This window comes from Mesorhizobium yinganensis, assembly GCF_040081985.1.
In the GTDB taxonomy this organism is placed as follows: domain Bacteria; phylum Pseudomonadota; class Alphaproteobacteria; order Rhizobiales; family Rhizobiaceae; genus Kumtagia; species Kumtagia yinganensis.
In genome coordinates this window covers 80343-105771 of sequence record NZ_JBEBMH010000003.1, presented here as the reverse complement: position 1 = coordinate 105771, position 25429 = coordinate 80343, and the positions used below count along the sequence as shown (strand labels likewise).

The following is a 25429-nucleotide window of genomic DNA, read 5'->3' as shown; positions in this document are numbered from 1 at the left end:
AACGAGCGTCAGGCGGGGTGTTCCAGCTTGGCATCGAACGGGAAGAATTCTGGACTAGGCGGCAGGTTGTCATCCCTATCTGAGTCGCGCTCCCGGCATCAAGCCAACCGGCTTGCTTGTCACGGCGCTGTAACCCTCCTATAGGTCAAGCGCCTTAACCGCCCGTTGACGGTGGCCGGCCGTGGTTCTAGACGCGCGGCTCCGATTTGCCAGTGCCCTTGAATTCGCGCAGGACCATGCTGACGCTCTTCCACCACCCTATGCTCGCCTCCTGCCGCTTCGTCCGCCTTGCTTTCGGCGAGTATGGCGAGGAGCTGGCGCTGATCGAGGAAAAGCCCTGGAACCGCCGCAAGGAGTTTCTGGCGCTCAATGCCGCCGGCACGCTGCCGGTGCTGCTGGCGGAAGGGGACGTGCCGATCGTCGGCGCCCAGGTCATCGGCGAATATGTCGACGAGACGCGCGGCGTGCTGAAGCGTGAGCGCCGTCTGTTTGCCGAAGACCCGATGCAGCGCGCCGAAATCCGCCGCCTGGTCGACTGGTTCCTGACCAAGATGGAGAGCGAGGTCACCCGCCATCTCGTGCGCGAGCGCGTGCTGAAGCCGCTGATGCCGTCCGACCTCGGCGGCGGCGCTCCCGATTCGTCGGCGATCCGCGCCGCGCGATCCAACATCCGCCAGCATCTCAAATACATCAACTGGATGGCCGGTACTCGCCATTGGCTGGCCGGCGCCCGCATCAGCTACGCCGACCTCGCCGCAGCCTCCGCGATCTCGGTGCTCGATTATCTCGGCGAGATCGACTGGCGCGAGCATGGCGCGGCGCGCGAATGGTATGTGCGGGTAAAATCGCGTCCGTCCTTCCGTCCGCTGCTCAACGACCGGGTGCGCGGCCTGTCGCCGGTGTCCCACTATGCGGACCTCGATTTCTGAGAATTTTTCCCGGGAACGCCCGCCTGCGACCGTCTCCGCTGGCGCCCGCCTCCGTGCTCTTGTCGCTCGCGAGGCGAAAGCGGCTGGCTTCGACGCTGTCGCGGTCACCGCTCCCGATGCCATTCCGCTCGCCGCCGAGCGGCTCGCCGACTTCGTAGCTCAAAACTTTCACGGCTCGATGGCCTGGATGGAGGAGACCCTGGCGCGGCGCGGCGATCCCCGCGTGCTGTGGCCTCAGGTGCGCTCCATCGTCGTGCTTGCCATGAATTACGGCCCCGCCCACGACCCCCGCGCCATTCTCCGCAACCCTGACCGGGCCGCCATTTCCGTCTATGCCCAGAACCGCGACTATCACGATTTGATCAAGGGCAGGCTGAAAGGGGTCGCGGGAAAACTCGCCGCGAAAACCGGCTGCGATGTAAAAGTTTTCGTCGACACCGCGCCGGTCATGGAAAAGCCGCTCGCCGAGGCCGCCGGCATCGGCTGGCAGGGCAAGCACACCAATCTGGTCAGCCGCGACCATGGCTCCTGGCTTTTCCTCGGCACGATCTTCACCACCGCCGAACTGGAGCCCGACCAGCCGGACACCGACCGTTGCGGTTCCTGCCGGGCGTGCCTCGACGCCTGCCCCACAGAGGCTTTCCCTGCGCCCTACCGGCTCGACGCCCGCCGCTGCATCTCCTACCTCACCATCGAGAACAAGGGTCCGGTCCCGCTCGAATTCCGCGAGAAGATCGGCAACCGCATCTATGGCTGCGACGACTGCCTGGCCGCCTGCCCGTGGAACAAGTTTGCCCGCGAAGCCTCCGAGGCCAAGCTGAGGGCCCGCGACGACCTGCTGGCCCCGCCGTTGGCCGAGCTACTCGGACTGGACGATCAAACCTTTCGCGAAAAATTCTCCGGCTCGCCGATCAAGCGCATCGGCCGCGACCGTTTTTTGCGCAACGTTCTCATCGCCGCCGGCAACTCGTCCGACCCGTCGCTTGCCGATCCTTGTATCCGGCTGCTCGACGACCCTTCGCCGCTGGTGCGTGGCGCGGCGATCTGGGCGCTGTCGAAACTGGCAGGCCGCGACCATGTCGCGGCGCTGCGCGGACAATTCGCGGAGACGGATTCCCGCGTTCTGGCAGAGTGGGAAGCCGCCGCGTCAGCCCAAACCGGAAATCTCGCCGCGAGAATCGTGTAAGCTGTTGCAAACACTGGAATTCATGCGCTTGCCGCGCTGTTGGAGACATATCGGGCATGCAGGTTTTCATCTTCGGTGCCGGCTATTCGGCAAAAGCTTTCGCGGCGCAGCGGCCCGACAAAACCATCCGCGTTGCCGGCACGACGCGCGACGAGGCAAAATTCCCGACCCTGCAAGCCGCGGGCATCGCGCCGCTGACCTTCGACGGTAGCGGATTTTCCACAAATATTATCAGTGCCTTGGCGGATGCCACCCATCTTATCACCTCGGTCGCGCCCGACGATGCCGGCGATCCGGTGCTTGCCGCCGGACGGGAAACGATTCTCGGCGCCATGCCGAACCTGTCCTGGATCGGCTATCTGTCGACCGTCGGAGTCTATGGCGACCATCAGGGTGCCTGGATCGACGAGACGGCCGAGTGCCGGCCTACCTCCTTGCGCTCCCGCCGCCGGGTCGAAGCCGAGACGGATTGGCTGACCCTCGGTGAAAAGATGGGCATGCCGGTAGCTGTGCTGCGGCTTTCCGGCATCTACGGGCCGGGCCGCAACGCCTTCGTCAACCTGCGCGACGGCACCGCCAAGCGCTTGATCAAAAAGGATCAGGTGTTCAATCGCATCCACGTTGCCGACATCGCTGGCGTGCTCTGGCATCTGGCGGAGCGCAATCTCGGCGGCGTTTTCAACGTCACCGATAATCTGCCCGCCCCGCCGCAGGACGTGGTCGCCTATGCGGCGGAGGTGATGGGCGTCGAACCGCCGCCGGAAACCCCCTTCGAGACGGCGGAGCTTTCACCGATGGCGCGCAGCTTCTATGGCGAAAACAAGCGTGTTTCCAACGGCTTGGTCCGAAACGCCGGCTATTCCTTCCGCTATCCCGATTATCGCGCCGCCTTCGATGCCATGTGGGCCGGCGGCAACTGGGCCGGCGATTCCGGCAGCGCGCGGAGCCCGATCAGGGCTTCCTGATCGCCGGTTTTTCCAGTCGCGTGCTAAATTTCGCCACGCCGTTGATTCACCTTGCGTTAACCAGCCGTCGTCAGGCTGGGAGAGCGGGGCGTGTGCCGGGGATAGCGCATGAACATATTAGCACGCGCGGCGCGCATCGCCGCCCTCGTCACGGCGGTTTTGACGCTTGCCGTACCGGCGGCCCAGCCGGTCCAGTCGGCGGAACTCGCCAAAAATCTGTTTGGTTCCAAGAAGTTGCCTGCCGCCACCCAGCCGCAGTCGATCGGATTCTATTCCAAGGGATGCTTCGCCGGCGGCGTCGCCATCGCCACCGACGGCCCGACCTGGCAGGCCATGCGGCTCTCCCGCAACCGCCGCTGGGGCCACCCGGCGATGATCAATCTGATCGAAAAACTGTCGCGCGATGCCACCGCCGACGGCTGGCCGGGCTTGCTCATCGGTGACATCTCACAGCCCCGCGGCGGCCCGATGATGACCGGCCATGCTTCGCACCAGATCGGTCTCGACGCCGACATATGGTTCACGCCTATGCCCGACCGCCGGCTGACGGTCAGCGAGCGCGAAAACATGAGCGCGACCTCGCTGGTGAACGAAAAGACGCATCGCGTCATCGACAAGCTCTGGACGCCGGCGCATGAACGGTTGCTGAAACGCGCCGCCAGCTATCCGCAGGTCGAGCGCATCCTGGTCAATCCCGGCATCAAGAAGAAGCTCTGCGACACGGTCACAGGCGACCGAGCCTGGCTGCAGAAAGTCAGGCCGTTCTGGGGCCACGACTATCATTTCCATATCCGCATCGGCTGCCAGCCCGGCTCGCCCGGCTGCAAGCGGCAGGAAGCGACGACGCCGGGCGACGGCTGCGACAAGTCGCTCGCCTGGTGGTTCACCGACGAGCCCTGGCGCCCCAACAAGAACCCCGATGCGCCCAAGGCACGCGACCTGATGACCATGGCAAGCCTGCCGAAGGAATGCCGCGCGGTTCTCCAGGCGCCTGCGCCGGTTTCCGAAGCTTCCGTGACGGTCGGCCCCGGCATCGACGCCATGGCGGTTGCCCGCGCCGAGGCCACCGGTGCGACGGTCCCCGAGGTCGCGGCGACCCAGTCGGCGACCGCTGAGACGGCCTTGCAGGAATCGGCGCCGATCAATGCCTTCGCGCCCACGCCGGAGATCGGCATTCCTCTGCCGCGCCCCCGCCCTTAGGAATTCCGGGCGTTTGCCCGGAGGGTTCTCCAGCCGATGAGACGCTGCCCGCTCGGTGGCGACCGGCGGATCGGAACGCCGATTGCGGCGGGAAAGGCGGGCACGCTGATTTTCTTCGTTGATCCGCTGGCGCCGATGCCGCATGAGGTGGATGCGAAGGTATTGATGCGGCAGGCCGTCGTCAGGGACAACGCGATGGCGCTTTACCGGGCGGCCGCCGAAATGTTGCTTCGCGACCAGGAGAACGGCTGAAGCCGCGGTTCGGGGACGAAAGAGAATGACGCCTGAGGAAGAAGGCCTGCGGTTTCCGGTTCTTATCGGCGACGTCGGCGGAACCAACGCCCGCTTCGCCATCGTCGAATCGGCGGACAAGGAGGCCGGCGATCCGCGCATCGTGCGCACCGCCGACTTCGAGACCATCGACGATGCCATTGCCGGGTCGATCCTGCGCGACGCGCCGATCCGTCCCAATTCGGCGGTGATTGCGGTCGCCGGCCCGGTCGACGGCGACGCCATCGCGCTTACCAACTGCCCCTGGGTGGTGCGGCCGAAAGGCATGTTCGCCAGCCTGGGTCTCTCCGACGTGGTGGTGCTCAACGATTTCGAGGCGCAGGCGCTCGCCGTCGTCGCACTCGGCGAGGAACATATGGAAAAGATCGGCGGCGGCGCGCCGGAGGAAGGCGCTGCCCGCGTCGTGCTCGGCCCCGGCACGGGTCTCGGTGTCGCTGGCTTGATCCAGTCGCACGGCCGCTGGATTCCGGTGCCGGGCGAGGGCGGGCACATGGATATCGGCCCGCGCACGGCGCGTGACTGCGAGATTTTCCCGCATATCGAGCGGCTGGAAGGCCGGGTGTCTGGCGAGCAGATTCTGTGCGGGCGTGGGCTGGTGAATTCCTACCGGGCGGTCTGCGCCGCCGACGGCAAGCCGCCGCGCTTCACGACTCCGGCCGAAATCACCGCCGCCGCCCTGGAGCGCACTGACGGGATCGCCGAGGAAACGCTTGCCTTCTTCGTCACCTGCCTCGGCCGCACCGCCGGCGATCTTGCGCTGGTGTTCAAGAGCCAGGGCGGCGTTTTCCTGACCGGCGGCATCGCCCAGAAAATCGTGCCGGCGTTGCGTGAACAAAACTTCCGTGCTGCCTTCGAGGACAAGGCCCCTCATTCGCAGATGATGGCGGGCATGCCGGTCTATGTCATCACCCATCCGCTGGCCGCATTGAACGGCCTTGCCGCCTATGCGCGCAAGCCGGACCAGTTCGCCGTCGCCACCCGCGGCCGCCGCTGGCGGGCTTGAGGGCTTGCCGGCAGGGATATCACACTCCGCAATCATCACACCGCAGGCATAGGCAAGCCGCTTCGATGACGCTATGAGGTGCCGTGCCGGGAGAGCCGGCGACCGAACAGCAACGCGGACGGACTGATTCCGATTTGAAAGCCAAGGCCGAAAAGAAACGGGCCGATCCCGGCGAGGTGATTGCCGTCATCCGGCGAGTCCTGGCCGAGAACGGCCGAGAGTATGTCTGGAGCTATGCCGCGGCGGCTGCCTGGCTGCTGGTGGTCGGAGCGACCATGGGCGGAATGGCCTGGGTCATGGGCAGCGTCGTCGACGAGATTTTCTACAAGCAGAGCGGCGGCCAGATTTTTACAATCTGCGCCTTCGTCGTCGGAATATTTGCGCTGCGCGGTTTTGGATCCTATGCCCAGTCCGTGATCCTCGCCAGGGTCGGAAACAATCTGGTCGCGCGTTACCAACAGCGCATTTTTGACCATCTGATGCGACTTGGCGTCGACTTCCACACATCGGTTCGATCCGGCCGGATCGCCGCCCAGGTCAACGCCAATGTCGGTGGCATCCGCGACCTGCTCAGCCAGACGCTCACCGCGGTCGTCCGCGATTTCGTGTCTCTGATCGGCCTTGTCGCCGTCATGGTGTACCAGGATCCGGTTCTATCCATTTTCGCTTTCCTGATCGGGCCGCCGTTGATCTATGCCGTCAACCGGTTGATGCGGCGCCTGCGCAGCATCACCCGTTCAGCGGTCGAGGTGAATTCCAGGCTGATCGGCGCCATGCAGGAGGCGACGCAAGGCATTGCGGTCGTCAAGGCGTTCACGATGGAGGATCAGCTTTCCCGTCGCATCGGCAAGCTGATCAAGGATGCCGAAGCACGCAACAACAAGATGAACCGCATCTCGGAACGGTTGACGCCGATCTCGGAAATGCTGGCGGGCTTCGCGGTTGCCGGCGTCATCGCCTATGCCGGCTACCGCTCGGTCTACAGCCAGATGCCGCCGGGCGCGTTGGTTTCCTTCATCACGGCGCTGCTGCTTGCCTATGATCCCGCACGTCGGCTGGCGCGCACCCAGGTCGGCCTGGAGCGCTCACTGGTCAATGCGCGCATGATCTACGAAATCCTCGATCTGAAGCCGCAGCAGGGCGACGCGCCCGATGCTTCTTCCCTCGATGTTTCGAGAGGGGAGATAAATTTCGAGGACGTCCATTTCGGCTACAGCGAGGAGCTGCCCGTCCTGCACGGCGTCACCTTCACCGCCGAGGCCGGCAAGACAACGGCAATCGTCGGCGCCTCCGGCGCCGGCAAGTCGACGCTGACGGCTTTGCTCGAACGCTTCTACGACGTCGAAGGCGGAACGATCACGATCGACGGACAGAACATAGCGAAGGTAACCAAACGCTCATTGCGCAAGCAGGTCGCCTTCGTCTCGCAGCAACCCTATCTGTTCGAGGGCTCGATCGCCGACAATATCCGCTACGGCCGCGAGGATGCGACCGATGCCGAGGTGCGGTCGGCCGCGGAACTGGCGGCCGCTGACGGCTTTATTCGCGAGCAGCCGCAAGGCTATGACACGCAGGTGGGCGAGAACGGCGTGACCTTGTCAGGCGGACAGCGTCAGCGCGTGTCGATCGCGCGCGCCATCGTTCGCAACGCGCCGATCCTTCTGCTCGACGAGGCGACATCGGCGCTCGACACGGAATCGGAAGCCCGCGTCCAGGATGCGCTGGCGGTCATCATGAAGGGCCGGACCGTGATCGTCATCGCTCACCGGCTGTCGACGGTGGTGAACGCGGACAAGATCGTCGTGCTGGAGAGCGGACGGGTCGTCGAGGAAGGCACGCACCAGTCGCTGCTCGCCGATCCGCATGGTGTCTATACGCGGTACCACCGCGTGCAGAGCTCGAAAGGGCTCGGCCTGGTCAACGATATCAAGCGCGCTCCGGCTCCGGCCAAGCGGTCTACGAAAGGAGCGGTCGCATGAGCGGCATGGGACTGGTCGTGGTCGGCGCGGCCGGGCGGATGGGGCAGACGCTGATCCGCACCGTAGCTGATATTCCCGGCGCCCGGATCGTCGGCGCGGTCGAACGCGCGGGGTCGCCGATGCTCGGCCGCGATGCCGGCGAGACGGCTGGCGTCGGCACGCTGGGCGTCTCGATCGGCGACGATCCCCTTCCCGTCTTCGCAAAGGCCGACGGCGTTCTGGATTTCAGCACGCCCGCTGCCACGGTCGAATTTGCCGGCTATGCCGCGCAGGCGCGTATCGTGCACGTCATCGGCACGACCGGTTGCACGCCCGAGGACGATGCGAAGATCGCCGCCGCGGCGCGGCACGCCACCATCGTCAAGAGCGGAAACATGAGCCTCGGCGTCAATCTGCTCGCCGTGCTGGTCGAGCAGGCGGCGAAGGCGCTCGGCCCCGAGGATTTCGACATCGAGATTCTGGAAATGCATCACAAGCACAAGGTCGACGCCCCATCGGGCACGGCGCTGCTGCTTGGCGAGGCGGCTGCAAAGGGCCGCGGCGTTCCGCTTTCGGGCAACGATGTCAGGGTGCGCGATGGCCACACCGGCCCCCGCCGGGCGGGCTCGATCGGCTTCGCCACGCTGCGCGGCGGCTCGGTGGTCGGTGAACATACCGTCTATCTCTCCGGCCTTGGCGAGCGCGTACAGCTGTCTCACCACGCCGAGGACCGCGCCATATTCGCGCGCGGCGCGGTCAAGGCCGCGCTTTGGGCGCACGGCCGCAAGCCCGGCCTCTATTCGATGCGCGACGTTCTGGGACTGGCCTGACCGCGCATTCAGCTTCCAGCAAGGGGAAATTCATGTCGGGAACACTGGTACTGGTCCGCCACGGGCAGAGTGAATGGAATCTCGAAAACCTGTTCACGGGTTGGCGTGACGTCGACCTGACCGAACTGGGAAATGCCGAGGCGAAGTCCGCCGGGGCCAAGCTCAAGGCGCGGGGGCTGAAGTTCGACATAGCCTTCACGTCTGTGCTTAAGCGCGCGCAAAAGACCTGCCAACATATCCTCGACGCCGTCGGCCAAAGCGGTCTCGAAACCATCCGCGACCAGGCGCTCAACGAACGCGACTATGGCGACCTCTCGGGCCTCAACAAGGACGACGCCCGCAAGAAATGGGGCGAGGAGCAGGTCCATATCTGGCGCCGTTCCTATGACGTCCAGCCGCCAGGCGGCGAGAGCCTGAAGGACACCGGCGCGCGCGTCTGGCCTTATTACATGCACGACATGCAGCCGCATGTGCTGCGCGGGGGCACCGTGCTGGTGGCCGCCCACGGCAATTCCTTGCGTGCGTTGATCATGGCGCTCGACGGACTTTCCGGCGAACAGATCGTCAAGATGGAACTCGGCACCGGCGTGCCGATCATCTATCGGCTGAATGCCGATTCCACCGTGGCCTCCAAGGAAACCCTCGAAGGATTAAGCAGAGCCGGCAAACCGCGTTGCCAGCTTCCCGGTGGGCTCGGCCAGGCTGCGGATTGAGGCGAAAACACGACGTTTTCGACCCTGCCGAGTCCCCGCGGACCCCCGTTTCAGACCCTAGCCGGCCCTCCGGCGGCAAGAAACTCGCGCGCTGTGCCCAATTCGCCACGCCGTGCGCAAGGCCTTTGAAAACAATGGGTTGGAAGAGCGTCTCTCGGCCGGCGCCGGCCGGTCGGTTAGCAAAGCGTTTACGCTGCAGTTTCAATCCTAATGACCTCGGGCAGTTAGGCGTTGACGGGTCCGGTGCAGTCCGTCATGAGTCCGCGTGCTGTCCGGATGGAACCCGCGAGGGGAAGATTCGACACGCCATGGGGACGTTGATTTTGCAGGTAACGCAGTAATGCGGACATTTGAGGGTCAGGCCGCCCGCACGCGCATCGTGTTGGGCAAGGTGATCGCTGTCGCCGCGGTCCCGCTTTTGTTGGCGGGTTGCTTTCCGAGCGCCGGGCCCGGCATGGAGGCGATCATCTCAGCCTCGGCCAATAAGGCTCAAACTTATCGCAAGCCGCAGAAGTCCGTCTTCGACATCGTCGACATGGACCAGAACGTCGCATCGATCGTCTCGGCCTATCGCAGCCCGTCCTTCAACAAGACGTTCGGCCTGGGCGGCGGCGGCGGCAATCCGACCATCGGCGTCGGGGACGTGGTGCAGATCACCATCTTCGAAGCCGGGCCCGACGGGCTGTTTTCGACGCAGGACAACAAGGCGACCAACGTCACCGTCACCGTGCAGCCCGACGGGCGCGCGCCGGTGCCTTACATCGGCTCCGTGCAGTTCGCCGGCAACACGCTGGAAGGGGTGCGCGGCTCTATCGTGGAGTCTCTGAAGACGCGCGCGGTCGAGCCCGACGTCATCGTCAGTCTCGCTGAGAATTCGTCGCGCACTGTCGCCGTTAACGGCGTCGTCGGCAAGCCGTCCGTCGTTCCGCTTGGACTGTCCGGCGAGCGCCTGACGGAAGTCATCGCCAAGGCGGGCGGTCCCAGTGAACCGCCCTACGACACCTTCGTCACCCTGACGCGCGGCGGCAAGACCGGAAAGGCGCTGCTGCAGACACTGATCGAGCAGCCACGCGAAAACATCTACGCCCGGCCCGGCGACCAGCTCTTCCTGACCCACGATCCGCAGAGCTTCTCGGTTCTTGGCGCGACCGGAAAATCTGCCAAGATTCCGCTCGGGGCAGCCAGCATCAGCGTCATCGAGGCCGCCGCGCTTGCCGGTGGCGCCGATCCCGCGCGAGCCAATCCGAAGGGTCTTTTCATCTTCCGCTACGAGTATGGCGCGGTGTTGAAATCGGTGCTGGGCGAGGAGCGGTTCAGGCAGCTCGCCTCGAAGGGTATGCAGTCCAATTCGTCCGACATGTATCCGATCGTCTACCGCATCGACATGTCGCAGCCCGGTGCGTTCTTGGTTGGCCAGAATTTCCCCATCCGCAACAAGGATGTGCTCTTCCTGTCGCAGCACCCCACGGTCGAAATAACGCGGTTCTTGGCCTTGGTTGCGCAGACCTTCGTGATCGTGCGCGCGGTAAGCACGTTCGAATAGCAGACATTCGACCGCTGTCCGGCGGCAGCGTCGATGCCGGACCGGACCATTTCGCGGTTTAGCGCACGCGGCAAGCTGCATCGCTTGTTGCGGGCCGCAAGGGATTACCAGAGGCAACACTGGTCGTAAGCGCCGACGCCCTCGTGGGCTCCGGGCAGGGCAACCGCGCTCCTGGCGCTCGGCGCTTCAAGCAGTGGCCAGAGACATTCGCAGACGTCGCCTGCTCAGGTCCAAACAGATGAGCATGCCGGTTGTGGTCGCCGGCCAGCAGTGGCCCTAAAGCGTGTCGAACCGACCGGGCCTCGTTCTGCCTGTGACGGTTTTGGATAAGGTCAAGGCTTCGTCGCGGGGCAGGCTGATGGCCCGGACAAGACGAACGAAGTCCGCTGGATTTGGCCCAAACGGCCCCGGCAGGATGGGGCCGATGGGGTACGGCATGCTCGAGGCCGCGGATTGTCCTGAGGAGGAGGAGGACGAAAAGTCCTATTCCTCCAGCATGCCCCTCGAGAAAGCATCCGTCAGCGGCTTGACCAGATATTGGACCATGGTGCGTTCGCCGCTGGAGACGATGATCTCGGCCGGCATGCCCGCCTGCAGGCGCCCGCGCAGGCTGTCGGGAATCTCCTCCTCGCTGACGCTGATGCGGGCCGTGTAGTAGGGCTCGATCTGCGGGTTCTCGGGCTGGATGATGTCCGGCGACACCACGTCCACCGTGCCGAAGATCACCGGCGTCGTCCGGCTTGAGAAGGACGGGAAGCGGACTTCCGCCGCGCCGCCGACCATGACGGTGTCGACATCGACCGGGCGGACGCGCGCATTGACGATGAACTCCTCGTCGAGCGGCACGATTTCCATGAGCGGTTCGGCCGGGCGGATGACGCCCGTCTTGGTGTGGACGCGCACGTCCTGAATCATGCCGCGCACCGGCGCGCGGATCACGGTGCGGTCGAGGATGTCCTGCGCCTGCTTCACGCGCTCCGAAACCTCGGCGATCTGGTCGCGGGTTTCGCGAAGTTCGGTGCCGGCGCGCTCGACGAATTCCTGGCCAAGTTGGATGACACGCAGCTTGGTTTCGGCGATCGACTGGTTGGCGCCCGCCGTGTCGGCGATGACACGGCCGAGATTGCCCTCGAGCTCCATGCGTCCGCGCATCAACTGCGCCACTTGGTTGGTCGAGACGTAGCCGTTCTTCTGGCCCTCCTGCATGCGCTCGATTTCCTGGACGAGCGAATCGCGCTGATCCTCCAGCGATTTGCGCTGGGATACCAGGCCGCGCACCTGCTCTTCCAACTGGCTGGCGCGAGCGGTGAGGATACTCGTCTGGCCGTCCTTGGTGCCCTTGCGGTCGCGGAACATCGTGCGCTGGAGCTTCACATAGGGCGCTTCCTCCGCGCCCTGCTTGGCCAGAAGTTGCGGCGGGAATTCGATCTGGTCGGCATTGACGCTTTCCGCCACCAGCCGCGCTTCGGCCGCCTGGAGGAGCGCCAGACGCTCGGTCAGCACCGTGAAGTTGCCGACGGCCTGGGTCCTGTCGAGACGCACCAGCACGTCGCCCGGCTCGACGATGTCGCCTTCCTTGACCAGGATCTCGGAGATGATGCCGCCTTCCAGATGCTGGATCGTCTTGCGGTTGCCGGACACCACGACCACGCCGTGCGCGACGACGCCGCTGGCGAGCGGCGCGGTGGCTGCCCAGGTCCCGAAGACGCCGAAGGCCAGCGCGATCGTCGCGTAGCCGGCGACCACATAGGGGGCGGGCGAGAAGCTCTTTTCCTTGGTTTCCGGCGTCTTCTTCGGTTTCATCGTTTTATCCCGTCGTTCGCGGACGCGAACCGCGCCGGCGCAATCTTCGACCTGAAATCGCGGCTTTTTGTTGAGCGTCCCGCCCGCGCCATGTTGCTAGTTGACCAGCGCCCGCGGCCGCGACTGATCCTCGATCGACGGCAGCGTCGACACCGCCTTGGGCTGCAGCACGTCCTTGGTGGGACCGAAGGCGCGCATGCGGCCGTCCGCCAGGATGAGCGCCTTGTCGCTGAGCGCCAAAAGACCGATCTTGTGGCTGACGAAGATGACGGTCCGCTTGCGTTCCCTCAGATCCCGCAGAGCGCGCAGCAGAGCCTCCTCGCCTTCCATGTCGAGATTGGCGTTCGGTTCGTCGAGGATGACGATGGCCGGGTCGTTGAACAGCGCCCGCGCCAGCCCGATGCGCTGCCTCTGGCCGCCGGAAAGCTGGCGCCCGCTGACGCCGATCTGGGTTTCATAGCCGTCGGGCAGGCCCTGGATCACTTCGTGCACGCCGGCGCGCTTGGCGGCGAGGATGATCGCCTCCGCGTCCGCTTCCTTGAACCGCGCGATGTTCTCGGCAATCGTTCCGGCGAACAGTTCGACGGTCTGCGGCAGATAGCCGAGATAGTCGCCAAGCTCGTGCTTGTTCCAGTGGCTGAGTTCGGAGCCGTCGAGGCGCACCGCGCCGGCCAGCGGCGTCCAAACGCCGACAAGCGCACGTACCAGGCTCGATTTGCCGGCACCGCTCGGCCCGACCAGCGCCATCGCCTCGCCGGGCTCGATCGCGAAATTGACGCCGGTGACGATCGGCGTACGCGAACCGGGAGGGGCGACGACGATCTGTTCGGCGGCGAGCGCTCCAAGCGGACGCGGCAGTTTCGTGCGCTCCTCCTCGTCGGGAAGCCGGGTAAACATGTCCTTCAGCCGGCCATAGGCCTGGCGGGCGCCGATGAACTGCTTCCACTGGCCGACGACCTGATCCACCGGCGCCAATGCGCGGCCCATCATGATCGAGGCGGCAATCATCATGCCGGGCGTGATCTGGTTTTCCAGCGCGAGGTAAGCACCGAGGCCGAGGATTGCCGTCTGCAGCACCATGCGCACGAATTTCGACGTCGACATCAGCACGCCGGCGCGGTCGCTGGCGGTCGCCTGCAATTCCAGCATCTTGCGATGCATGCCTGCCCAGCGCGTCCGCAGGCTTTGCTCCATGCCGAGCGCCCGGATGACCTCGACGTTCTGCAGGGTCGTGTTGGCGAAATGCTGGGCCGTCTGCGAACTGACGCTCGCTTCGTTGAGCGTCTTCTTGGTCAGTATCTCGTTGAGCAGCGTGAGCACGAAAATGAGCAGCGCGCCGCCGGTCGCCAGCCATCCGATCCAGGGATGGAAGATGAAACAGACCACCAGGAACACGGGCACCCACGGCACGTCGCACAGCGCGATCAGCCCGGTGCCGGTCAGGAATTCGCGAAGGCGGTCGATGTCGCTGAGCGCGAATTCGGATTTGGCGTTGGGCTGCAGCAGCGTCGTGGTAACCACGCGCGAAAAAAGCGGTTTCGCGACGATCTCGTCGAAGCGCAGGCCGGCGCGCACCAGCACACGGGAGCGCAGCCATTCGAGCACGCCGTAGACGGCGAGCATCGCCACCGCGATGCCGGTGAGGGCGAGCAGCGTCATCTCGCTGCGGCTCTGTAGCACCCGGTCGTACACTTGCAGCATGTAAAGCGGACCGACGAACATCAGCATGTTGATCGCCGCGCTGAACACGACCACCGAGAACAAAATGGCCCGGTAGCTACGAAGCGCTTCAAAGAATGTATTCTTGGACTTCATTCGACAGCCTGCAAGAGAACGGGAGAATGGTGGGGTGAACACGCAAGGCAACAGAATACCATTGCCTTGCGCCGTCCCAAGCCTTGGGCCACCTTATAATGCCGAATGCGTTTCACGGCAATGTCGCGGAAAGGCGGCTCACGTAACCGATGGTTTCAGCCGTTTCAGGCGCAAGCTCGAACCGGGATATGGATACCGAACATTGTGATAGCCAGGCCATCCGGTCGGATGGCTTTTCGGCGAGTATCGAACTTCGCGAAAAAGCGCGTTGACACCCGCAGCTTGCCCGCTTACATCAGCGCGCGTTGCCCAGATGGCGGAATTGGTAGACGCGCACGGTTCAGGTCCGTGTTCCGCAAGGAGTGGAGGTTCGAGTCCTCTTCTGGGCACCATTCTGCTCGACCGAGCTTGAATGCCGCTTTACGTAACGTTATCAACCGTTTGGTTATTCCTTCCTCGGCAATAGGACTGCGTGGCTGCCTACTGGATAGGCAGAATGGTTGTGCTCCGCGCAATCGTACCTCTGCGCACGTCTGGCGCGTGCGGCCGCGAGCGGAGATCGCGCAGCGGTTTCAGGGGTTTACCGCCGGTACACCATAGCACGCCCAGATTGTTGCGGCGCAAATGCCTTCGCAAATCGTGTATTGCGCCGGCTCTACTCCGGGTCTATCGCGTTTGGGTCGCCAATGGCGAATTTCCAGATAGGGGACATTTGGATGCCAGAACAAAATGAACGCGGTTATCTGGTCAGCATGACGGCAGAAATCGTGTCGGCGTATGTTTCCAACAACGCCGTACCCGTCCCGCAACTCGCGGGTCTGATCGATGACGTTCACAACGCGCTCAATCGCTTGTCGCCTGTCGAAGCGCCTCCCATCCCTGAGGTTCTCGTGCCGGCGGTCCCGATCAAGAAGTCCATACAGGGCGATTTCATCATCTGCCTGGAGGACGGCAAGAAATTCACCTCGCTGAAACGCCACCTTGCCACCGCCTTCGGTCTCTCCCCGGAGGCATACCGTAAGAAATGGGGTCTTCCGGCCGACTATCCGATGGTGGCGCCCAGCTACGCGGCAAGGCGCTCGGAACTGGCCAAGACGATGGGCCTCGGCCGCAAGCCCAAGGAGCCGCCTCCGCCGCCGCCAAAGCGCGGCCGCCGTAAGGCTGCCACAGCCTGAAGCGACCGTTGTCGCGGGCTATACCGACCGCGTGATGCCGCCATCCACACGGATATTCTGGCCGGTGATATAGCTCGACTTTTCGCCGGCTAGGAAAGCGATCAGTTCCGACACTTCCTCCATCCGCCCATAGCGGCCCATCGGTATGCGCTCGCGGCGCTCGCCGGTTTCCGGCAGGCTGTCGATGAAGCCGGGCATCACATTGTTCATGCGAACGTTGTCCGGCGCATATTTGTCGGCGAACAGTTTTGTGAAGGCGGCAAGGCCGGAGCGGAATACGCCGGAGGTCGGGAACAATGCCTCCGGCTCGAAGGCGGCATAGGTCGAAATATTGACGATCGACCCGGACTTCTGCGCCTGCATGACCGGCGTCACCAGCCGCGCGACGCGAACGGCATTGAGGAAGTAGATTTCCATTCCGGTGTGCCAGTCCTCGTCGGTGAGGTCCAGCACCGGCGCGCGCGGGCCGTGGGCGGCGCTGTTCACCGCCGCGTCGATGCGGCCCCATTTCGCCATTGTCAGGTCGACCAGGCGCTTCAGATCGTCATTTGAACGGTTGGAGCCGGTGACGCCGATGCCGCCCAGTTTATCGGCGAGCGCCTCGCCCTTGCCCGAGGAGGACAGGATGGCGACGTTGAATCCCTCTTCCGTCAGTTTGCGTGCCGCATCGGCGCCCATGCCGCTGCCGCCCGCCGTGATGATCGCGACTTTTTTCTCCGCCATGCCGGCCTCCTTTTTTCGTTCGCACCGCTGTAGCGCCGAAAGGCAACCTCGGCTAGCGGCTGGAGCAGGCGGGAAGGCCGGGTTGGCCCACGCCAAGCCTCGCCCGCATCTTGACGGCTTCGCAGGCTTGACAGAGAGATCGCGCAAAAGCTGTGGCGCTGCGCCCGGGGGCAAAAGGGGAAACCGCGTGACCTTATCTGGATTCTTGCAGCTTGCGGCCTCAACCGTCGTCTTCCTGCTGGCGGCCACGGTCGCCAAATCCTGGGCGCTGGCGCCCGGCCTCGGCAAGCTGCTGTTGACGCTGGCGCTCTATTCCGGCGGCAACCTGATCATGCTGAGGCTTGTGCGCGAATTCGGCATGGCCTCCGCCTTCAGCCTGTCGGCCGTGATACAGCTCGTCGCCGTCAACGTCATCGCACTCTTCTGGTTCGGCGAGCACCTCACCCTGGTGCAGCACGTCGGCATTGTGCTGGCCATCGTCGCGGTCGGGCTGATCACGCTCGGACCTGCCCTCGCCAGATAGAATCGGAGCGCCGGCAGAACCGGCGCCCCGGGGAGAAAATATCAAACCGCGATCTTGCCGCCGCCCTGTTTGGTGATGACCACCACCGACGGGCGCACCGGCATGTCCGGCTTGAAGTCCGGCCAGCGGGTCGACAGGTCCTCGTAGTAAGACGGACGGCCGAACGGCTTCCAGTCGTCACCGCCATCGGCGGGATGCTGGACAGCGACGAAACCGGTCTGGTCGTCCGGCGTGAACAGCGGGCCGCACATCTCGGCGCCTACCGGCACACGGAAGAACAGTTTCGAGGTGGCGCGCGCGTCGCCCTCGGTGTCGACAGCCCACAGGCCGTCGGTGCGGCCCGTAGCCTTCGGGCCCTGGCCGTCGGTGGCGACCCACAGCCGGCCGGCGCTGTCGACCGCGCAGTTGTCGGGCATGCCGAACCAGCCATTGGCGGTGGTCGAGGTCGAGAAAGTGGCGCCGACATCGGCGACCGAAGGATCGCCGCACTTCAACAGCACTTCCCACTTGCCCTTGGTGGCGGCGAAGTCGCCGCCGTCCTCGGCGATCTCGATGATGTGGCCGAAGGCGTTTTCCGCGCGCGGGTTGGCCGCGTCGATCTGCTCGGCCTTGCGCTTGGTGTTGTTGGTCAGCATGACATAGACCTTGCCGTTGACGCCGTTCGGCTGCACGTCTTCCGGGCGGTCCATCTTGGTGGCGCCGAGCAGGTCGGCGGCGTGGCGGGTCTCGATCAGCACGTCGGCCTGGCTGGCGAAGCCGTTATCAGCGGTCAGCGGACCCTGGCCGAAGACGACCGGCAGCCATTCGACCGAACCGTCCTCGGAGAATTTCGCCACATAGAGCGTGCCGTCGTCGAGCAGGTCCATGTTGGCGGCGCGGTCGGCGGCGTTGTAGGTGCCGGCCGTCACGAATTTGTAGACATAGTCGAAACGTTCGTCGTCGCCGAGATAGAACACGACGCGGCCGTCCTTGTTGACGATCGACTCGGCGCCCTCATGCTTGAAGCGGCCCATCGCCGTGCGCTTCTTCGGCGCGGAGGTCGGGTCGTTGACGTCTACCTCGACGATCCAGCCGAAGCGGTTGGCTTCGTTGGGCTCCTTGGCGACGTCGAAGCGGTCGTAGTGCGCGGCCCACTCATAGGCGCCTTCCGGAATGCCCATGCGCTTGTAGTTGGCGGCTTCCTTGTGGTCGGCGGGCAGCTCGCCCGAGAAATAGCCGTGGATGTTCTCCTCGGCCATGATGTAGGTGCCCCAGGGCGTCACGCCGCCGGCGCAGTTGTTGAAGGTGCCGAACACCTTCGTGCCGGTCGCGTCGGCATTGGTCTTCAGCCGGTCGCTGCCGGCGGCCGGGCCGGTGATCTGCATCTCGGTGTTGGAGGTGATGCGGCGGTTGAGCTTGCCGTCCTTGACGACCTGCCACTTGCCATCGACCTTGCGGATCTCGACGACGGTGCCGCCATGCGCGGCCATCTCGACGTCGACCTGCTCCTTGCTGAGCGGAGCCTGCTTGATCGCCTTCTTTCCGTCCTTTTCCTCGATCGTCACCAAGCCCGGGAACATCAGATGCGGGTTGGTGTATTCATGGTTGACGACGAGCAGGCCGTGCTCGGACGAGCCGTCGATCGGGATGAAGCCGACATAGTCGTTGTTATAACCGAACTGCTTTGCCTGCGCGGCCGCGGTCTGCGCCGTCGGCTTGAACTCGGGAGCGTCTGCGAACAGCGCGTCGCCCCAGCGCAGCAGGATGTCGGCGTCATAACCCGCCGCGACATGGTGATTTTCGTCGACGCCGGCTTCGACTTCCTCGAAGTTGAAGGCTGAGCCGCCTGCGGCGCGCGCGTTGTCGGCGGTGATCAGCGCCAGCGGGCTGACGGTGGCGGCGATCGCCGAGACGGCCAGCGAACCGCGCAGGAAGCCGCGGCGCGAGAAACGCGCGGCGATGATTTCGCCCATGGTGCGGTTGTCGGTGGGGTTGCGGCCCGGCCCGTCATTTTCCTCGAGCAGGCTGGTTGGGAATCGGTTTTCGGGAAGTTCATTGTTCATCGCGACGACCTCTGGCTGCGAAAAATTGGCTTGAGATGCGCCGTCGCAGCTAGCCGCGCCGCCTGACAGTTTGATGACAACTCGCTTCCGCCGGCTTGCGGTCGCGGGCGGGCTGCCATAGGTGAGGCACAGCCGACACGAGCTAGGAACCGGGATTTCGGGCATGCCGCCCATCGCGACAATCGCAAGCAAGGTCGAATTCTCGGTGCTTCTCGCGGCAATCACGATTGCGGGAGGTCTGTACGGTTTTGTCGAGATGGCGGAAATCGCCCGCGACGCGGAGCCGCACGGGTTCGACAGCGCCATTCTGCTGGCGTTCCGGCAGCCGGGCGACCCCTCGGTTCCGATCGGCCCGCTATGGCTACCCGAAGCCGTCCGCGACATGACCGCGCTGGGCAGCGCCAGCGTGCTGATCTTCGTCACGGCCGCGACGATCTTTTACCTGCTGCTCACCGGCCGCCGCGCCGCCGCGCTCTTCGTGCTGGTGTCGGTGGCCGGGGGCCAGTTGCTCAGCAGCCTGCTGAAACTCGGGGTCGACCGGCCGCGCCCGGAACTGGTGCCGCACCTGGCCGATGTCTACACGCTGAGCTTTCCGAGCGGCCACGCCATGCTGTCGGCCGTCACCTATCTGACGCTGGGCGCGCTCGCCGCCCGCGTCGCCCCGAACCGCGCGGCTGGCATTTATCTCCTGCTGCTCGCCGTGCTGGCCACTTTCCTGGTCGGCGCCAGCCGCGTCTATCTCGGCGTCCACTGGCCGTCCGACGTGCTGGCCGGCTGGTGCGCGGGAGCCGCCTGGGCGATGGCCTGCTGGCTGGTGGCGCAGTGGGTGCTCAGCCGGCGGCAAGCGGCCCCCTATCCACAGAGCGGCTCGCTCTGATGCGCCGCTTTCACCGCAATCCAGCGATCCCGCGCAACTTTCCGCACCGTAACGCGATTTTAACCGGAGGCGGTAGAATCGGCCGACCGGATGGTCTGGCCCCGAGGTGATGGGAAAACAGGAAAAACATCGGCCCTTGACGGCGCAGGTCACATTCTCGGTGATCGCCGTCGCTGTTGTCTCGGTGATGCTGATCCTTGCTCTGGCGATCTATGCCGTCTTCAGCGTCGACGCAATCGCGCTGGAGCGGCAGAAGAGTTTTGTCCGCAGCGGTCTTGCCGAGCAACTCACCGACTTGATCCGCGAGCAGCAGAGCGTCACGGTCTGGGACGATTCGGTTATCAATGCCCGAGCCGGCAACCAGGACTGGATGCGCGACAATCTCGGCGAATGGATGAGTTCCTATTACGGTCACGACCGGACTTACATCCTCGACGGCAAGGACCGTGCGATCCATGTGATGAAGGACGGCCAGACGCTGCCGCCCGCGGCCTTTGACGATGAGTCCGCGGTCCTCCTGCCGTTGGTCGCGACGCTCCGAGAGCGCATGGCGCGCGCCCAGTCCGAAGGCGACGAGTCGCAGGAAAGCAAGATCGTCCAGGACCTCGTTCTGCTCAGCGGCAAGCCGGCCCTCGTCGCGGTCCAGCCGCTCATCCCGGACTCCCAACGCCTCGATATCCAGCCGGGCACGGAATATGTCGACATATCCGTGCAGCTCGTCGACGCTGCCCTGATCAAGCGCATCGCCGATCATTACCTGCTGGAAGGGATGGGACTGGCCGCGACCGATCCGGGAATCCCCGCCAGCATGCCGCTGACGGGTTCATCCGGCAAGACGCTGGGGTACTTGACATGGAAGCCCGACCGGCCCGGCCTTGCGCTGCTGGTGCGGGCGGGGCCGGCCATCGTGGCCGGCGGCGTGCTGTCGCTGCTGTTGCTGGCGTTCCTGCTGCGCCGCCTGCGGCGTGCGTCCCAGGCGCTCCAGACAAGCCAGAACGACGCCCAATATCTGGCTTTCCACGACACGCTGACCGGACTGCCGAACCGCGCCCTGTTCGAGGACCGCCTCGACCGCGCGCTCGCGGCCGTGCGGCGGGGGCGCGGACACATGGCGTTGCTTTGCATCGACCTCGACCGCTTCAAGCACGTCAATGATACGCTCGGCCATCAAGCCGGCGACCTGCTGGTCAAGCAGGCGTCCGCGCGTCTCGGCGACGCCATCCGTGAAATCGATACGGTGGCGCGTGTCGGCGGCGACGAATTCGCCGTCATCCTTGTCGACATTCGCGACCTGAGGACGGCCGAAGAGACCGCCAGCCGCATGCTGTCCGACTTGCGCGAACCCTTCGAGCTGATGGGTGACCAGGTCTTCATCAGCGCCAGCATAGGCATTGCCATAGCCCCTGAATTCGGCACCGAGCCCGAGGAGCTGCTGCGCAAGGCGGACATCGCGCTCTACGAAGCCAAGCGCGGCGGCCGGTCCTGTTACCAGGTGTTCGCCGGCGACATGGACGACATTCTGAAGCACAAGCTGCTGATCGAGCGCGAACTGCGCCAGGCGCTCGACGCCGACGGTCCGATGGACCTCGCATACCAGCCGGTTTTCGCGATGGACGGACAGACGCTGGTCGGCGCCGTGGCGACGCTGAACTGGAACCGAGGCGGGCAGGGCAGCCTCCCGGGCGCGCAGCTTGTTTCGATCGCCGCGGAGCGCGGAATGATCGGCGAACTCTCGCGCAAAATGCTTCGAACCGTCTGCGCCTTCCTGGCGGACACCGGTGCGCCATGGGTCGCCGTGGCCTTGTCGCCCGCTTTCCTCCGCCGCGAGCGGTCGGCCGCCTTGGTGCTCGACATCCTTGCGGATCACGGCCTCGCGCCCTCCCGGCTGGAGATCGAGATAGCCGAAAGTGTGCTCGTCGATGGCGACGGCGCCACGATCTCCGCGCTGCGCACGCTGCGCGAGGCGGGCATCCGCGTCTGTCTCGACGATTTCGGGACCGGCGCCTCCTCGCTGACGACCCTGCGCCGCCATCCCGTCGACAAGCTGAAGATCGACCGTTCCTTTGTCGCCCTTTTGGGCGGCACCGATCCGGCGGCAGCCATTGTCAAATCGGTAACGGAAATGGCCGCCGCGCTTGGAATGAGGGTGGCGGCGGAGGGCGTCGAGACAGCCGAGCAAAGAACGGCGCTGGCGGCCTTCGGATGCCTCGAAGTCCAGGGACCGCTGATGTCGCCGCCGCTGTCGTCAGCGCAGTTCGAAAGGTTCGCTCGTGGCAAGGCGGCGCGCAATGCGGCAGGTGGAGGGCGCTGAGCCGAACCGTCGACACGATGCCGCGCCGTTGCAGCGCGGCTCCGACGGTCAAAGGAAGAAGCCACTGGTATTGTGCCGACGGGCTGCCGCCCGTCTCAAGCCTCTGGTCGGAAATGCTCCGGGTCTGCCCGCCTGTTTGCCGTCGATAGCTCTTGGCGCCGCGAACTGGCTCTTGCCGGCAAGCCGCTCCAGGTCAGGCCGCTTGCCGATTGCGGGCTTTGCTGGCGCGCCGTTCAAAACGCGCCGCAAGTTCGCGCGCGACCGGTGCGGGTTTGTGCTCGAGGTGTTTTGCTCCTGCCTTCAGGCAGCGCCGCTTAAGTTTTTGTGTTTCGGTAGCGATCCGCTCGCGCAGAAGCGCTGTCGCCTCCGCGCCGACCAAGTCGACGCCTTCCGCTGCGAGCAGCGCATCCATTACATGCAGGTCGTTGAGTTCGCCCAGCCTCTCGCCGAACGCCTCCATCGCCTTGCGCTCGCGCTTGCCGGCATCCGGCATGAGCGGCTTCAGCAGCCGTGCCTGCAGCGACAGCGCCTTCACGGCCTTGCGCAAGTCGTGAAAAGCCTCTGCCTCTCCGGTCTCGCCTGCCGCTTTCAGCGCCTTCAAGGCACGCCGCATGCCTTTTCGCACGCCGATCTCCAGCACGTCCGCGGCGGTTGCCGGTACGTCCGGCATTCGCATGGACGTAAAATCGAGTTTTGAAAGCAAAGCCGTCGCCTCGGCAACCGCCGGACCGACATGCAGGCAGGAACCCATAAGCGTGCTCCGGCGGGCCTCCAGCATGGCACGCAACGCCGCGACCGCATTGGCCTCCGTATCGTCTCCGGCAACTTGCGCCAACCTGTCGGCGGTCTCGATCAATGCCGTCGCTTCGCGCGGACCGGCCAGCAGCTTGGCGGCGCGGCGCAGGCTGGCGTCCTGCGCACGGCAATAGGGTTCGTCCCCTGCGCGCGCCATCCGCCACAGCGCTCTTAGCCGCTTGATGGCCTTGCGGCATTCGTGAAAACCCTCGCTCGGGTCGGTTCGCGCCGTCTCCAGCGCCGCCACCGCGGTGCTCGTCTCGTCGGCGGCGATCCGTCGGACCTCCGCGGACAACGGTTCGCGCGGGTCGATAGGCGCGGTCATATCGAATCGGGCCTTCCGCTGAGCGCCAGCACCACGTTCGAATAGCGGCTGTCGCCGGTAACCTCCGGCCCCAGCCAGCTTGGCAGGCAGTCATCCCCGACAGTATCGGGCGTCTCCAGTTCGGCGACAACCAGGCCCTCCAGCGCACCGGAAAACACGTCGATCTCGTAGCCATAGCCGCCATGCCGGACGATATAGCGTTGCTTGACGATTATCGTGCCGATCGCGAAATCTTGCATCTCGCGGGCGTCGGAGATCGGGATCGGATATTCGAACTCGTCGCGCACCGGCGTCGTGCCGAATTTGACGGTCAGCCGCGCGCTGCTGTCGCCGATGATACGGACGCGGACGCTACGCTCCGGCCCGACCGCCAGGTAGAACTGCCGGAAGGCTCTCGACGGTTCCGCCAGGTTCCGCCAGGAATCGTCCTTAAGCAGGAACTTGCGCTCGATCTCCTTGGCCATATGACTACTCACGCAGCCTTGCGCACGGAGTACGGGTCCGGCAGCCGGGACCCCCATTGTCTTTTTGGGGGCTCAGGATACAGCGGCTGGTGAGCCCCTGTCTCGCGCAAAACTCACCCGTGGTCGCCAACGCGTCCATTGTCCTTCCGCCGCACCCGCTCGGGCGAAGTCTGTAAGCCAGCCCGCACGGGCCGGCAAGCGAAAGCGCTTGACTTTAATCATTCGATTGATTAAATAGTGCTTATGGACAAGAAGCCGACATCTCTTTCCGCCGCCGACCAGACCCGCGAGGCTTTGGTGCTCGCCGCCTTGCGCCTGTTCGGCCGCCAAGGCTTCGATGGCACCTCGACACGCGAGGTGGCCGCCGCGGCCAACGCCAATATCGGCTCCATCGCCTATCATTTCGGCGGCAAGGACGGACTGCGCATGGCCGCGGCCGATCACATCGTCTCGACCATCCAGGCGATCGCCGGCCCGGTGCTCGGGCATATCGACCAGTCGCTGGACGCCGGCATGGACCGCGAGGCCGCGCGGCGGCAACTCTCGGCGGCGGTCGAGCGCATGGTGGGGTTTATCGTGGCACGACCGGAAGCCGGCGAGATCGTGCAGTTCATGCTGCGCGAACTCGCCCACCCCACCGCGGCACTTGACCGCATCTATTCGGGGGTGTTCGAGCCGACGCACAAGCGCCTCTGCCGGATATGGGAAGTGGCGACCGGCGAGCCCGCCGAAAGCGACCGCACCAAGCTCACGGTATTCACCCTGATCGGCCAGGTCATCTATTTTCGCATTGCCCGCGAGCCTGTGATGCGCCGTATGGGCTGGAGCGACATCGGCGCCAAAGAGGCGGCCTCGGTCGTCGACGTGGCGAAAAGCAATCTCGATGCAATTCTCGCGGCCCGGAAAGGCGGCCCGTCATGAGCTTCTTCTGTTCGATCCCGCTCGTCGCCTCAATGCTCGCCTCCTGCGGCGGTCCACCGCCGCTCGCGGTCGGCTATGTCGAGGGCGAGTTCGTGCTCCTGGCCCCGATCGAGGTGGCCGAGGTCGAGACCGTGCTGGTCCGGCGCGGCGACCGCGTCGAGCCCGGCAAGACGATTGCCACGCTGGAAAGCGGCGACGCCAAGATCGCCGTCGCACAGGCCGAGGCCGCACTTGCGCAGGCCGAGGCGCAACTCGCCAACCTGCGCATCGGCAAGCGGCCGGAGGAGATCGCGGTGCTGGAGGCAGCCGTGGTCTCGGCGGAGGCGCAGGCGGCGGAAGCCAAGCGGGTGCTCGACCGCACCAGCGACCTCGTTGAAAAGGCCATCGCCACCAAGGCGGAACATGACCGGGCGACGACGGCCGTGCAGACCGCCGACGCCGCCGTCGGCCAGGCCAAGGCCAATCTGGCGGTCGGCGGCCTGCCGGCCCGTGCCGAAGAGATCAAGGCGGCCGAACACCAGGTCAAGCAGGCGCGCGCCGCGCTCGACCAGGCAAATTGGCGGCTGAGCAAACGCGACATCAAGGCGCCAGCCGCCGGCCGCGTCGACGATATCATCCGCAATCCCGGCGATGTCGGCGGCCCGGCGGCGCCGGTGATCTCCATGCTGCCCGACGGCGCCGTGAAGCTGAAGGTCTATGTGCCGGAGGCGTCGTTCTCGTCGGTCAAGGTCGGCTCGGAACTTTCGGTGCGCTGCGACGGCTGCCCTGACGGCCTGACCGCCAAGGTCAGCTACGTCTCGCCCGACCCGGAGTTCACCCCGCCGGTGATCTATTCGCTCGAGACCCGCCAGAAGCTGGTCTACCTCGTCGAAGCCCGACCCGACGGCGACGCGGGCAAGCTCGAGCCGGGGCAGATCGTCGATGTGGATGTGAGAGGAGGGCAGTAGGGAATAGGCAGTCGGCAGTAGGGATCGAACGGCCTGCAATCCACTTAGCCTCCAGCAGATGCAAGAGCGCCCGGCTCTCTTCCTACTGCC

The 25429-nt window shown here is 65.0% G+C and carries 21 protein-coding genes, 1 tRNA gene and 1 pseudogene; 17 read left to right on the top strand and 6 right to left on the bottom strand.

The features are described 5' to 3' along the window. The first annotated feature begins 236 nt into the window (after positions 1-236). From ABMA59_RS07675 to ABMA59_RS07630, 10 genes and pseudogenes are all read left to right on the top strand, one after another. On the top strand, positions 237-929 hold the full coding sequence (locus tag ABMA59_RS07675; protein ID WP_349004745.1) for a glutathione S-transferase family protein: 693 nt from the start codon (positions 237-239) through the stop codon (positions 927-929). After that, a complete protein-coding gene (gene queG / locus ABMA59_RS07670) occupies positions 910-2115 on the top strand; it encodes a tRNA epoxyqueuosine(34) reductase QueG (RefSeq protein WP_349004744.1) in 1206 nt (401 codons plus the stop codon). The genes ABMA59_RS07675 and queG overlap by 20 nt, the downstream gene beginning before the upstream one ends. Positions 2116-2162: 47 nt before the next feature. Further along, positions 2163-3080: an SDR family oxidoreductase gene (locus tag ABMA59_RS07665; protein ID WP_349005212.1), complete on the top strand. Its 918-nt coding sequence runs from the start codon at positions 2163-2165 to the stop codon at positions 3078-3080. 108 nt (positions 3081-3188) lie between these two features. Next, complete coding sequence (gene mepA, locus ABMA59_RS07660; RefSeq protein WP_349004743.1) at positions 3189-4280, top strand: penicillin-insensitive murein endopeptidase; 1092 nt, start codon at positions 3189-3191, stop codon at positions 4278-4280. A 36-nt stretch (positions 4281-4316) separates the two neighbouring features. Further along, entirely contained in the window at positions 4317-4532 is a 216-nt protein-coding gene (locus ABMA59_RS07655) for a hypothetical protein (protein ID WP_349004742.1), read from the top strand. A 25-nt stretch (positions 4533-4557) separates the two neighbouring features. Further along, positions 4558-5574 carry a glucokinase gene (locus tag ABMA59_RS07650; protein WP_349004741.1) on the top strand — a complete coding sequence of 339 codons (1017 nt, stop codon included), beginning with the start codon at positions 4558-4560 and terminating at the stop codon, positions 5572-5574. 134 nt (positions 5575-5708) lie between these two features. Further along, entirely contained in the window at positions 5709-7553 is a 1845-nt protein-coding gene (locus ABMA59_RS07645) for an ABC transporter ATP-binding protein (RefSeq protein WP_349004740.1), read from the top strand. Further along, a complete protein-coding gene (gene dapB / locus ABMA59_RS07640) occupies positions 7550-8362 on the top strand; it encodes a 4-hydroxy-tetrahydrodipicolinate reductase (RefSeq protein WP_349004739.1) in 813 nt (270 codons plus the stop codon). Before ABMA59_RS07645 ends, dapB begins: the two co-directional genes overlap by 4 nt. Before the next feature lie 32 nt (positions 8363-8394). Then, positions 8395-9009, top strand: a pseudogene (locus ABMA59_RS07635) (2,3-bisphosphoglycerate-dependent phosphoglycerate mutase); the annotation flags it as partial. A gap of 406 nt (positions 9010-9415) precedes the next feature. After that, entirely contained in the window at positions 9416-10618 is a 1203-nt protein-coding gene (locus ABMA59_RS07630; RefSeq protein ID WP_349004738.1) for a polysaccharide biosynthesis/export family protein, read from the top strand. Between the two features lie 483 nt (positions 10619-11101). On the opposite strand, the gene ABMA59_RS07625 is transcribed toward ABMA59_RS07630, so the two are convergent. Beyond that, on the bottom strand, positions 11102-12421 hold the full coding sequence (locus ABMA59_RS07625; RefSeq protein ID WP_349004737.1) for an HlyD family type I secretion periplasmic adaptor subunit: 1320 nt from the start codon (positions 12419-12421) through the stop codon (positions 11102-11104). A gap of 96 nt (positions 12422-12517) precedes the next feature. Further along, positions 12518-14236, bottom strand: a complete 1719-nt coding sequence (locus ABMA59_RS07620; RefSeq protein ID WP_349004736.1) for a type I secretion system permease/ATPase — start codon at positions 14234-14236, stop codon at positions 12518-12520. A gap of 307 nt (positions 14237-14543) precedes the next feature. On the opposite strand from ABMA59_RS07620, the gene ABMA59_RS07615 reads away from it, so the two are divergent. Together ABMA59_RS07615 and ABMA59_RS07610 are read left to right on the top strand one after the other, a co-directional pair. Beyond that, positions 14544-14628 (top strand) — tRNA-Leu (locus ABMA59_RS07615). A 324-nt stretch (positions 14629-14952) separates the two neighbouring features. Continuing rightward, the gene (locus ABMA59_RS07610) at positions 14953-15411 is read left to right on the top strand and encodes a Ros/MucR family transcriptional regulator (protein ID WP_349005211.1); all 459 of its coding nucleotides are present in this window, start codon (positions 14953-14955) and stop codon (positions 15409-15411) included. Between the two features lie 18 nt (positions 15412-15429). Here ABMA59_RS07610 and ABMA59_RS07605 read toward each other — a convergent pair whose 3' ends face one another. Next, positions 15430-16134 carry an SDR family oxidoreductase gene (locus ABMA59_RS07605; protein WP_349004735.1) on the bottom strand — a complete coding sequence of 235 codons (705 nt, stop codon included), beginning with the start codon at positions 16132-16134 and terminating at the stop codon, positions 15430-15432. Positions 16135-16321: 187 nt separating this feature from the next. Between ABMA59_RS07605 and ABMA59_RS07600 the strand changes: the two genes are divergently transcribed. Further along, entirely contained in the window at positions 16322-16657 is a 336-nt protein-coding gene (locus tag ABMA59_RS07600) for a hypothetical protein (protein WP_349004734.1), read from the top strand. 41 nt (positions 16658-16698) lie between these two features. Here ABMA59_RS07600 and ABMA59_RS07595 read toward each other — a convergent pair whose 3' ends face one another. Beyond that, positions 16699-18699, bottom strand: a complete 2001-nt coding sequence (locus ABMA59_RS07595) for a PhoX family protein (protein WP_349004733.1) — start codon at positions 18697-18699, stop codon at positions 16699-16701. Positions 18700-18862: 163 nt separating this feature from the next. Here ABMA59_RS07595 and ABMA59_RS07590 point away from each other — a divergent pair, with 163 nt between their 5' ends. Next, positions 18863-19576, top strand: a complete 714-nt coding sequence (locus ABMA59_RS07590; protein WP_349004732.1) for a phosphatase PAP2 family protein — start codon at positions 18863-18865, stop codon at positions 19574-19576. 136 nt (positions 19577-19712) lie between these two features. Continuing rightward, entirely contained in the window at positions 19713-21887 is a 2175-nt protein-coding gene (locus tag ABMA59_RS07585) for a putative bifunctional diguanylate cyclase/phosphodiesterase (RefSeq protein WP_349004731.1), read from the top strand. Positions 21888-22080: 193 nt separating this feature from the next. On the opposite strand, the gene ABMA59_RS07580 is transcribed toward ABMA59_RS07585, so the two are convergent. Next, positions 22081-23007, bottom strand: coding sequence for a CHAD domain-containing protein (locus ABMA59_RS07580; RefSeq protein ID WP_349004730.1), 927 nt, complete (start codon positions 23005-23007; stop codon positions 22081-22083). Further along, on the bottom strand, positions 23004-23471 hold the full coding sequence (locus ABMA59_RS07575; protein ID WP_349004729.1) for a CYTH domain-containing protein: 468 nt from the start codon (positions 23469-23471) through the stop codon (positions 23004-23006). The genes ABMA59_RS07580 and ABMA59_RS07575 overlap by 4 nt, the downstream gene beginning before the upstream one ends. 243 nt (positions 23472-23714) lie before the next feature. On the opposite strand from ABMA59_RS07575, the gene ABMA59_RS07570 reads away from it, so the two are divergent. Further along, on the top strand, positions 23715-24392 hold the full coding sequence (locus ABMA59_RS07570) for a CerR family C-terminal domain-containing protein (protein ID WP_349004728.1): 678 nt from the start codon (positions 23715-23717) through the stop codon (positions 24390-24392). Continuing rightward, positions 24389-25339 (top strand): HlyD family secretion protein, encoded by a 951-nt coding sequence (locus ABMA59_RS07565; RefSeq protein WP_349004727.1) that lies wholly within the window; start codon positions 24389-24391, stop codon positions 25337-25339. The genes ABMA59_RS07570 and ABMA59_RS07565 overlap by 4 nt, the downstream gene beginning before the upstream one ends. Positions 25340-25429 lie beyond the last annotated feature (90 nt).

What these genes read in the sequence shown, in the direction of transcription:
- ABMA59_RS07675 (WP_349004745.1), top strand. Translation starts at nt 237, where the DNA reads ATGCTGACGCTCTTCCACCACCCTATGCTCGCCTCCTGCCGCTTCGTC.
- queG (WP_349004744.1), top strand. Translation starts at nt 910, where the DNA reads ATGCGGACCTCGATTTCTGAGAATTTTTCCCGGGAACGCCCGCCTGCG.
- mepA (WP_349004743.1), top strand. Translation starts at nt 3,189, where the DNA reads ATGAACATATTAGCACGCGCGGCGCGCATCGCCGCCCTCGTCACGGCG.
- ABMA59_RS07655 (WP_349004742.1), top strand. Translation starts at nt 4,317, where the DNA reads ATGAGACGCTGCCCGCTCGGTGGCGACCGGCGGATCGGAACGCCGATT.
- ABMA59_RS07650 (WP_349004741.1), top strand. Translation starts at nt 4,558, where the DNA reads ATGACGCCTGAGGAAGAAGGCCTGCGGTTTCCGGTTCTTATCGGCGAC.
- dapB (WP_349004739.1), top strand. Translation starts at nt 7,550, where the DNA reads ATGAGCGGCATGGGACTGGTCGTGGTCGGCGCGGCCGGGCGGATGGGG.
- ABMA59_RS07630 (WP_349004738.1), top strand. Translation starts at nt 9,416, where the DNA reads ATGCGGACATTTGAGGGTCAGGCCGCCCGCACGCGCATCGTGTTGGGC.
- ABMA59_RS07625 (WP_349004737.1), bottom strand. Translation starts at nt 12,421, where the DNA reads ATGAAACCGAAGAAGACGCCGGAAACCAAGGAAAAGAGCTTCTCGCCC.
- ABMA59_RS07620 (WP_349004736.1), bottom strand. Translation starts at nt 14,236, where the DNA reads ATGAAGTCCAAGAATACATTCTTTGAAGCGCTTCGTAGCTACCGGGCC.
- ABMA59_RS07610 (WP_349005211.1), top strand. Translation starts at nt 14,953, where the DNA reads ATGCCAGAACAAAATGAACGCGGTTATCTGGTCAGCATGACGGCAGAA.
- ABMA59_RS07605 (WP_349004735.1), bottom strand. Translation starts at nt 16,134, where the DNA reads ATGGCGGAGAAAAAAGTCGCGATCATCACGGCGGGCGGCAGCGGCATG.
- ABMA59_RS07595 (WP_349004733.1), bottom strand. Translation starts at nt 18,699, where the DNA reads ATGAACAATGAACTTCCCGAAAACCGATTCCCAACCAGCCTGCTCGAG.
- ABMA59_RS07590 (WP_349004732.1), top strand. Translation starts at nt 18,863, where the DNA reads ATGCCGCCCATCGCGACAATCGCAAGCAAGGTCGAATTCTCGGTGCTT.
- ABMA59_RS07580 (WP_349004730.1), bottom strand. Translation starts at nt 23,007, where the DNA reads ATGACCGCGCCTATCGACCCGCGCGAACCGTTGTCCGCGGAGGTCCGA.
- ABMA59_RS07575 (WP_349004729.1), bottom strand. Translation starts at nt 23,471, where the DNA reads ATGGCCAAGGAGATCGAGCGCAAGTTCCTGCTTAAGGACGATTCCTGG.
- ABMA59_RS07570 (WP_349004728.1), top strand. Translation starts at nt 23,715, where the DNA reads ATGGACAAGAAGCCGACATCTCTTTCCGCCGCCGACCAGACCCGCGAG.
- ABMA59_RS07565 (WP_349004727.1), top strand. Translation starts at nt 24,389, where the DNA reads ATGAGCTTCTTCTGTTCGATCCCGCTCGTCGCCTCAATGCTCGCCTCC.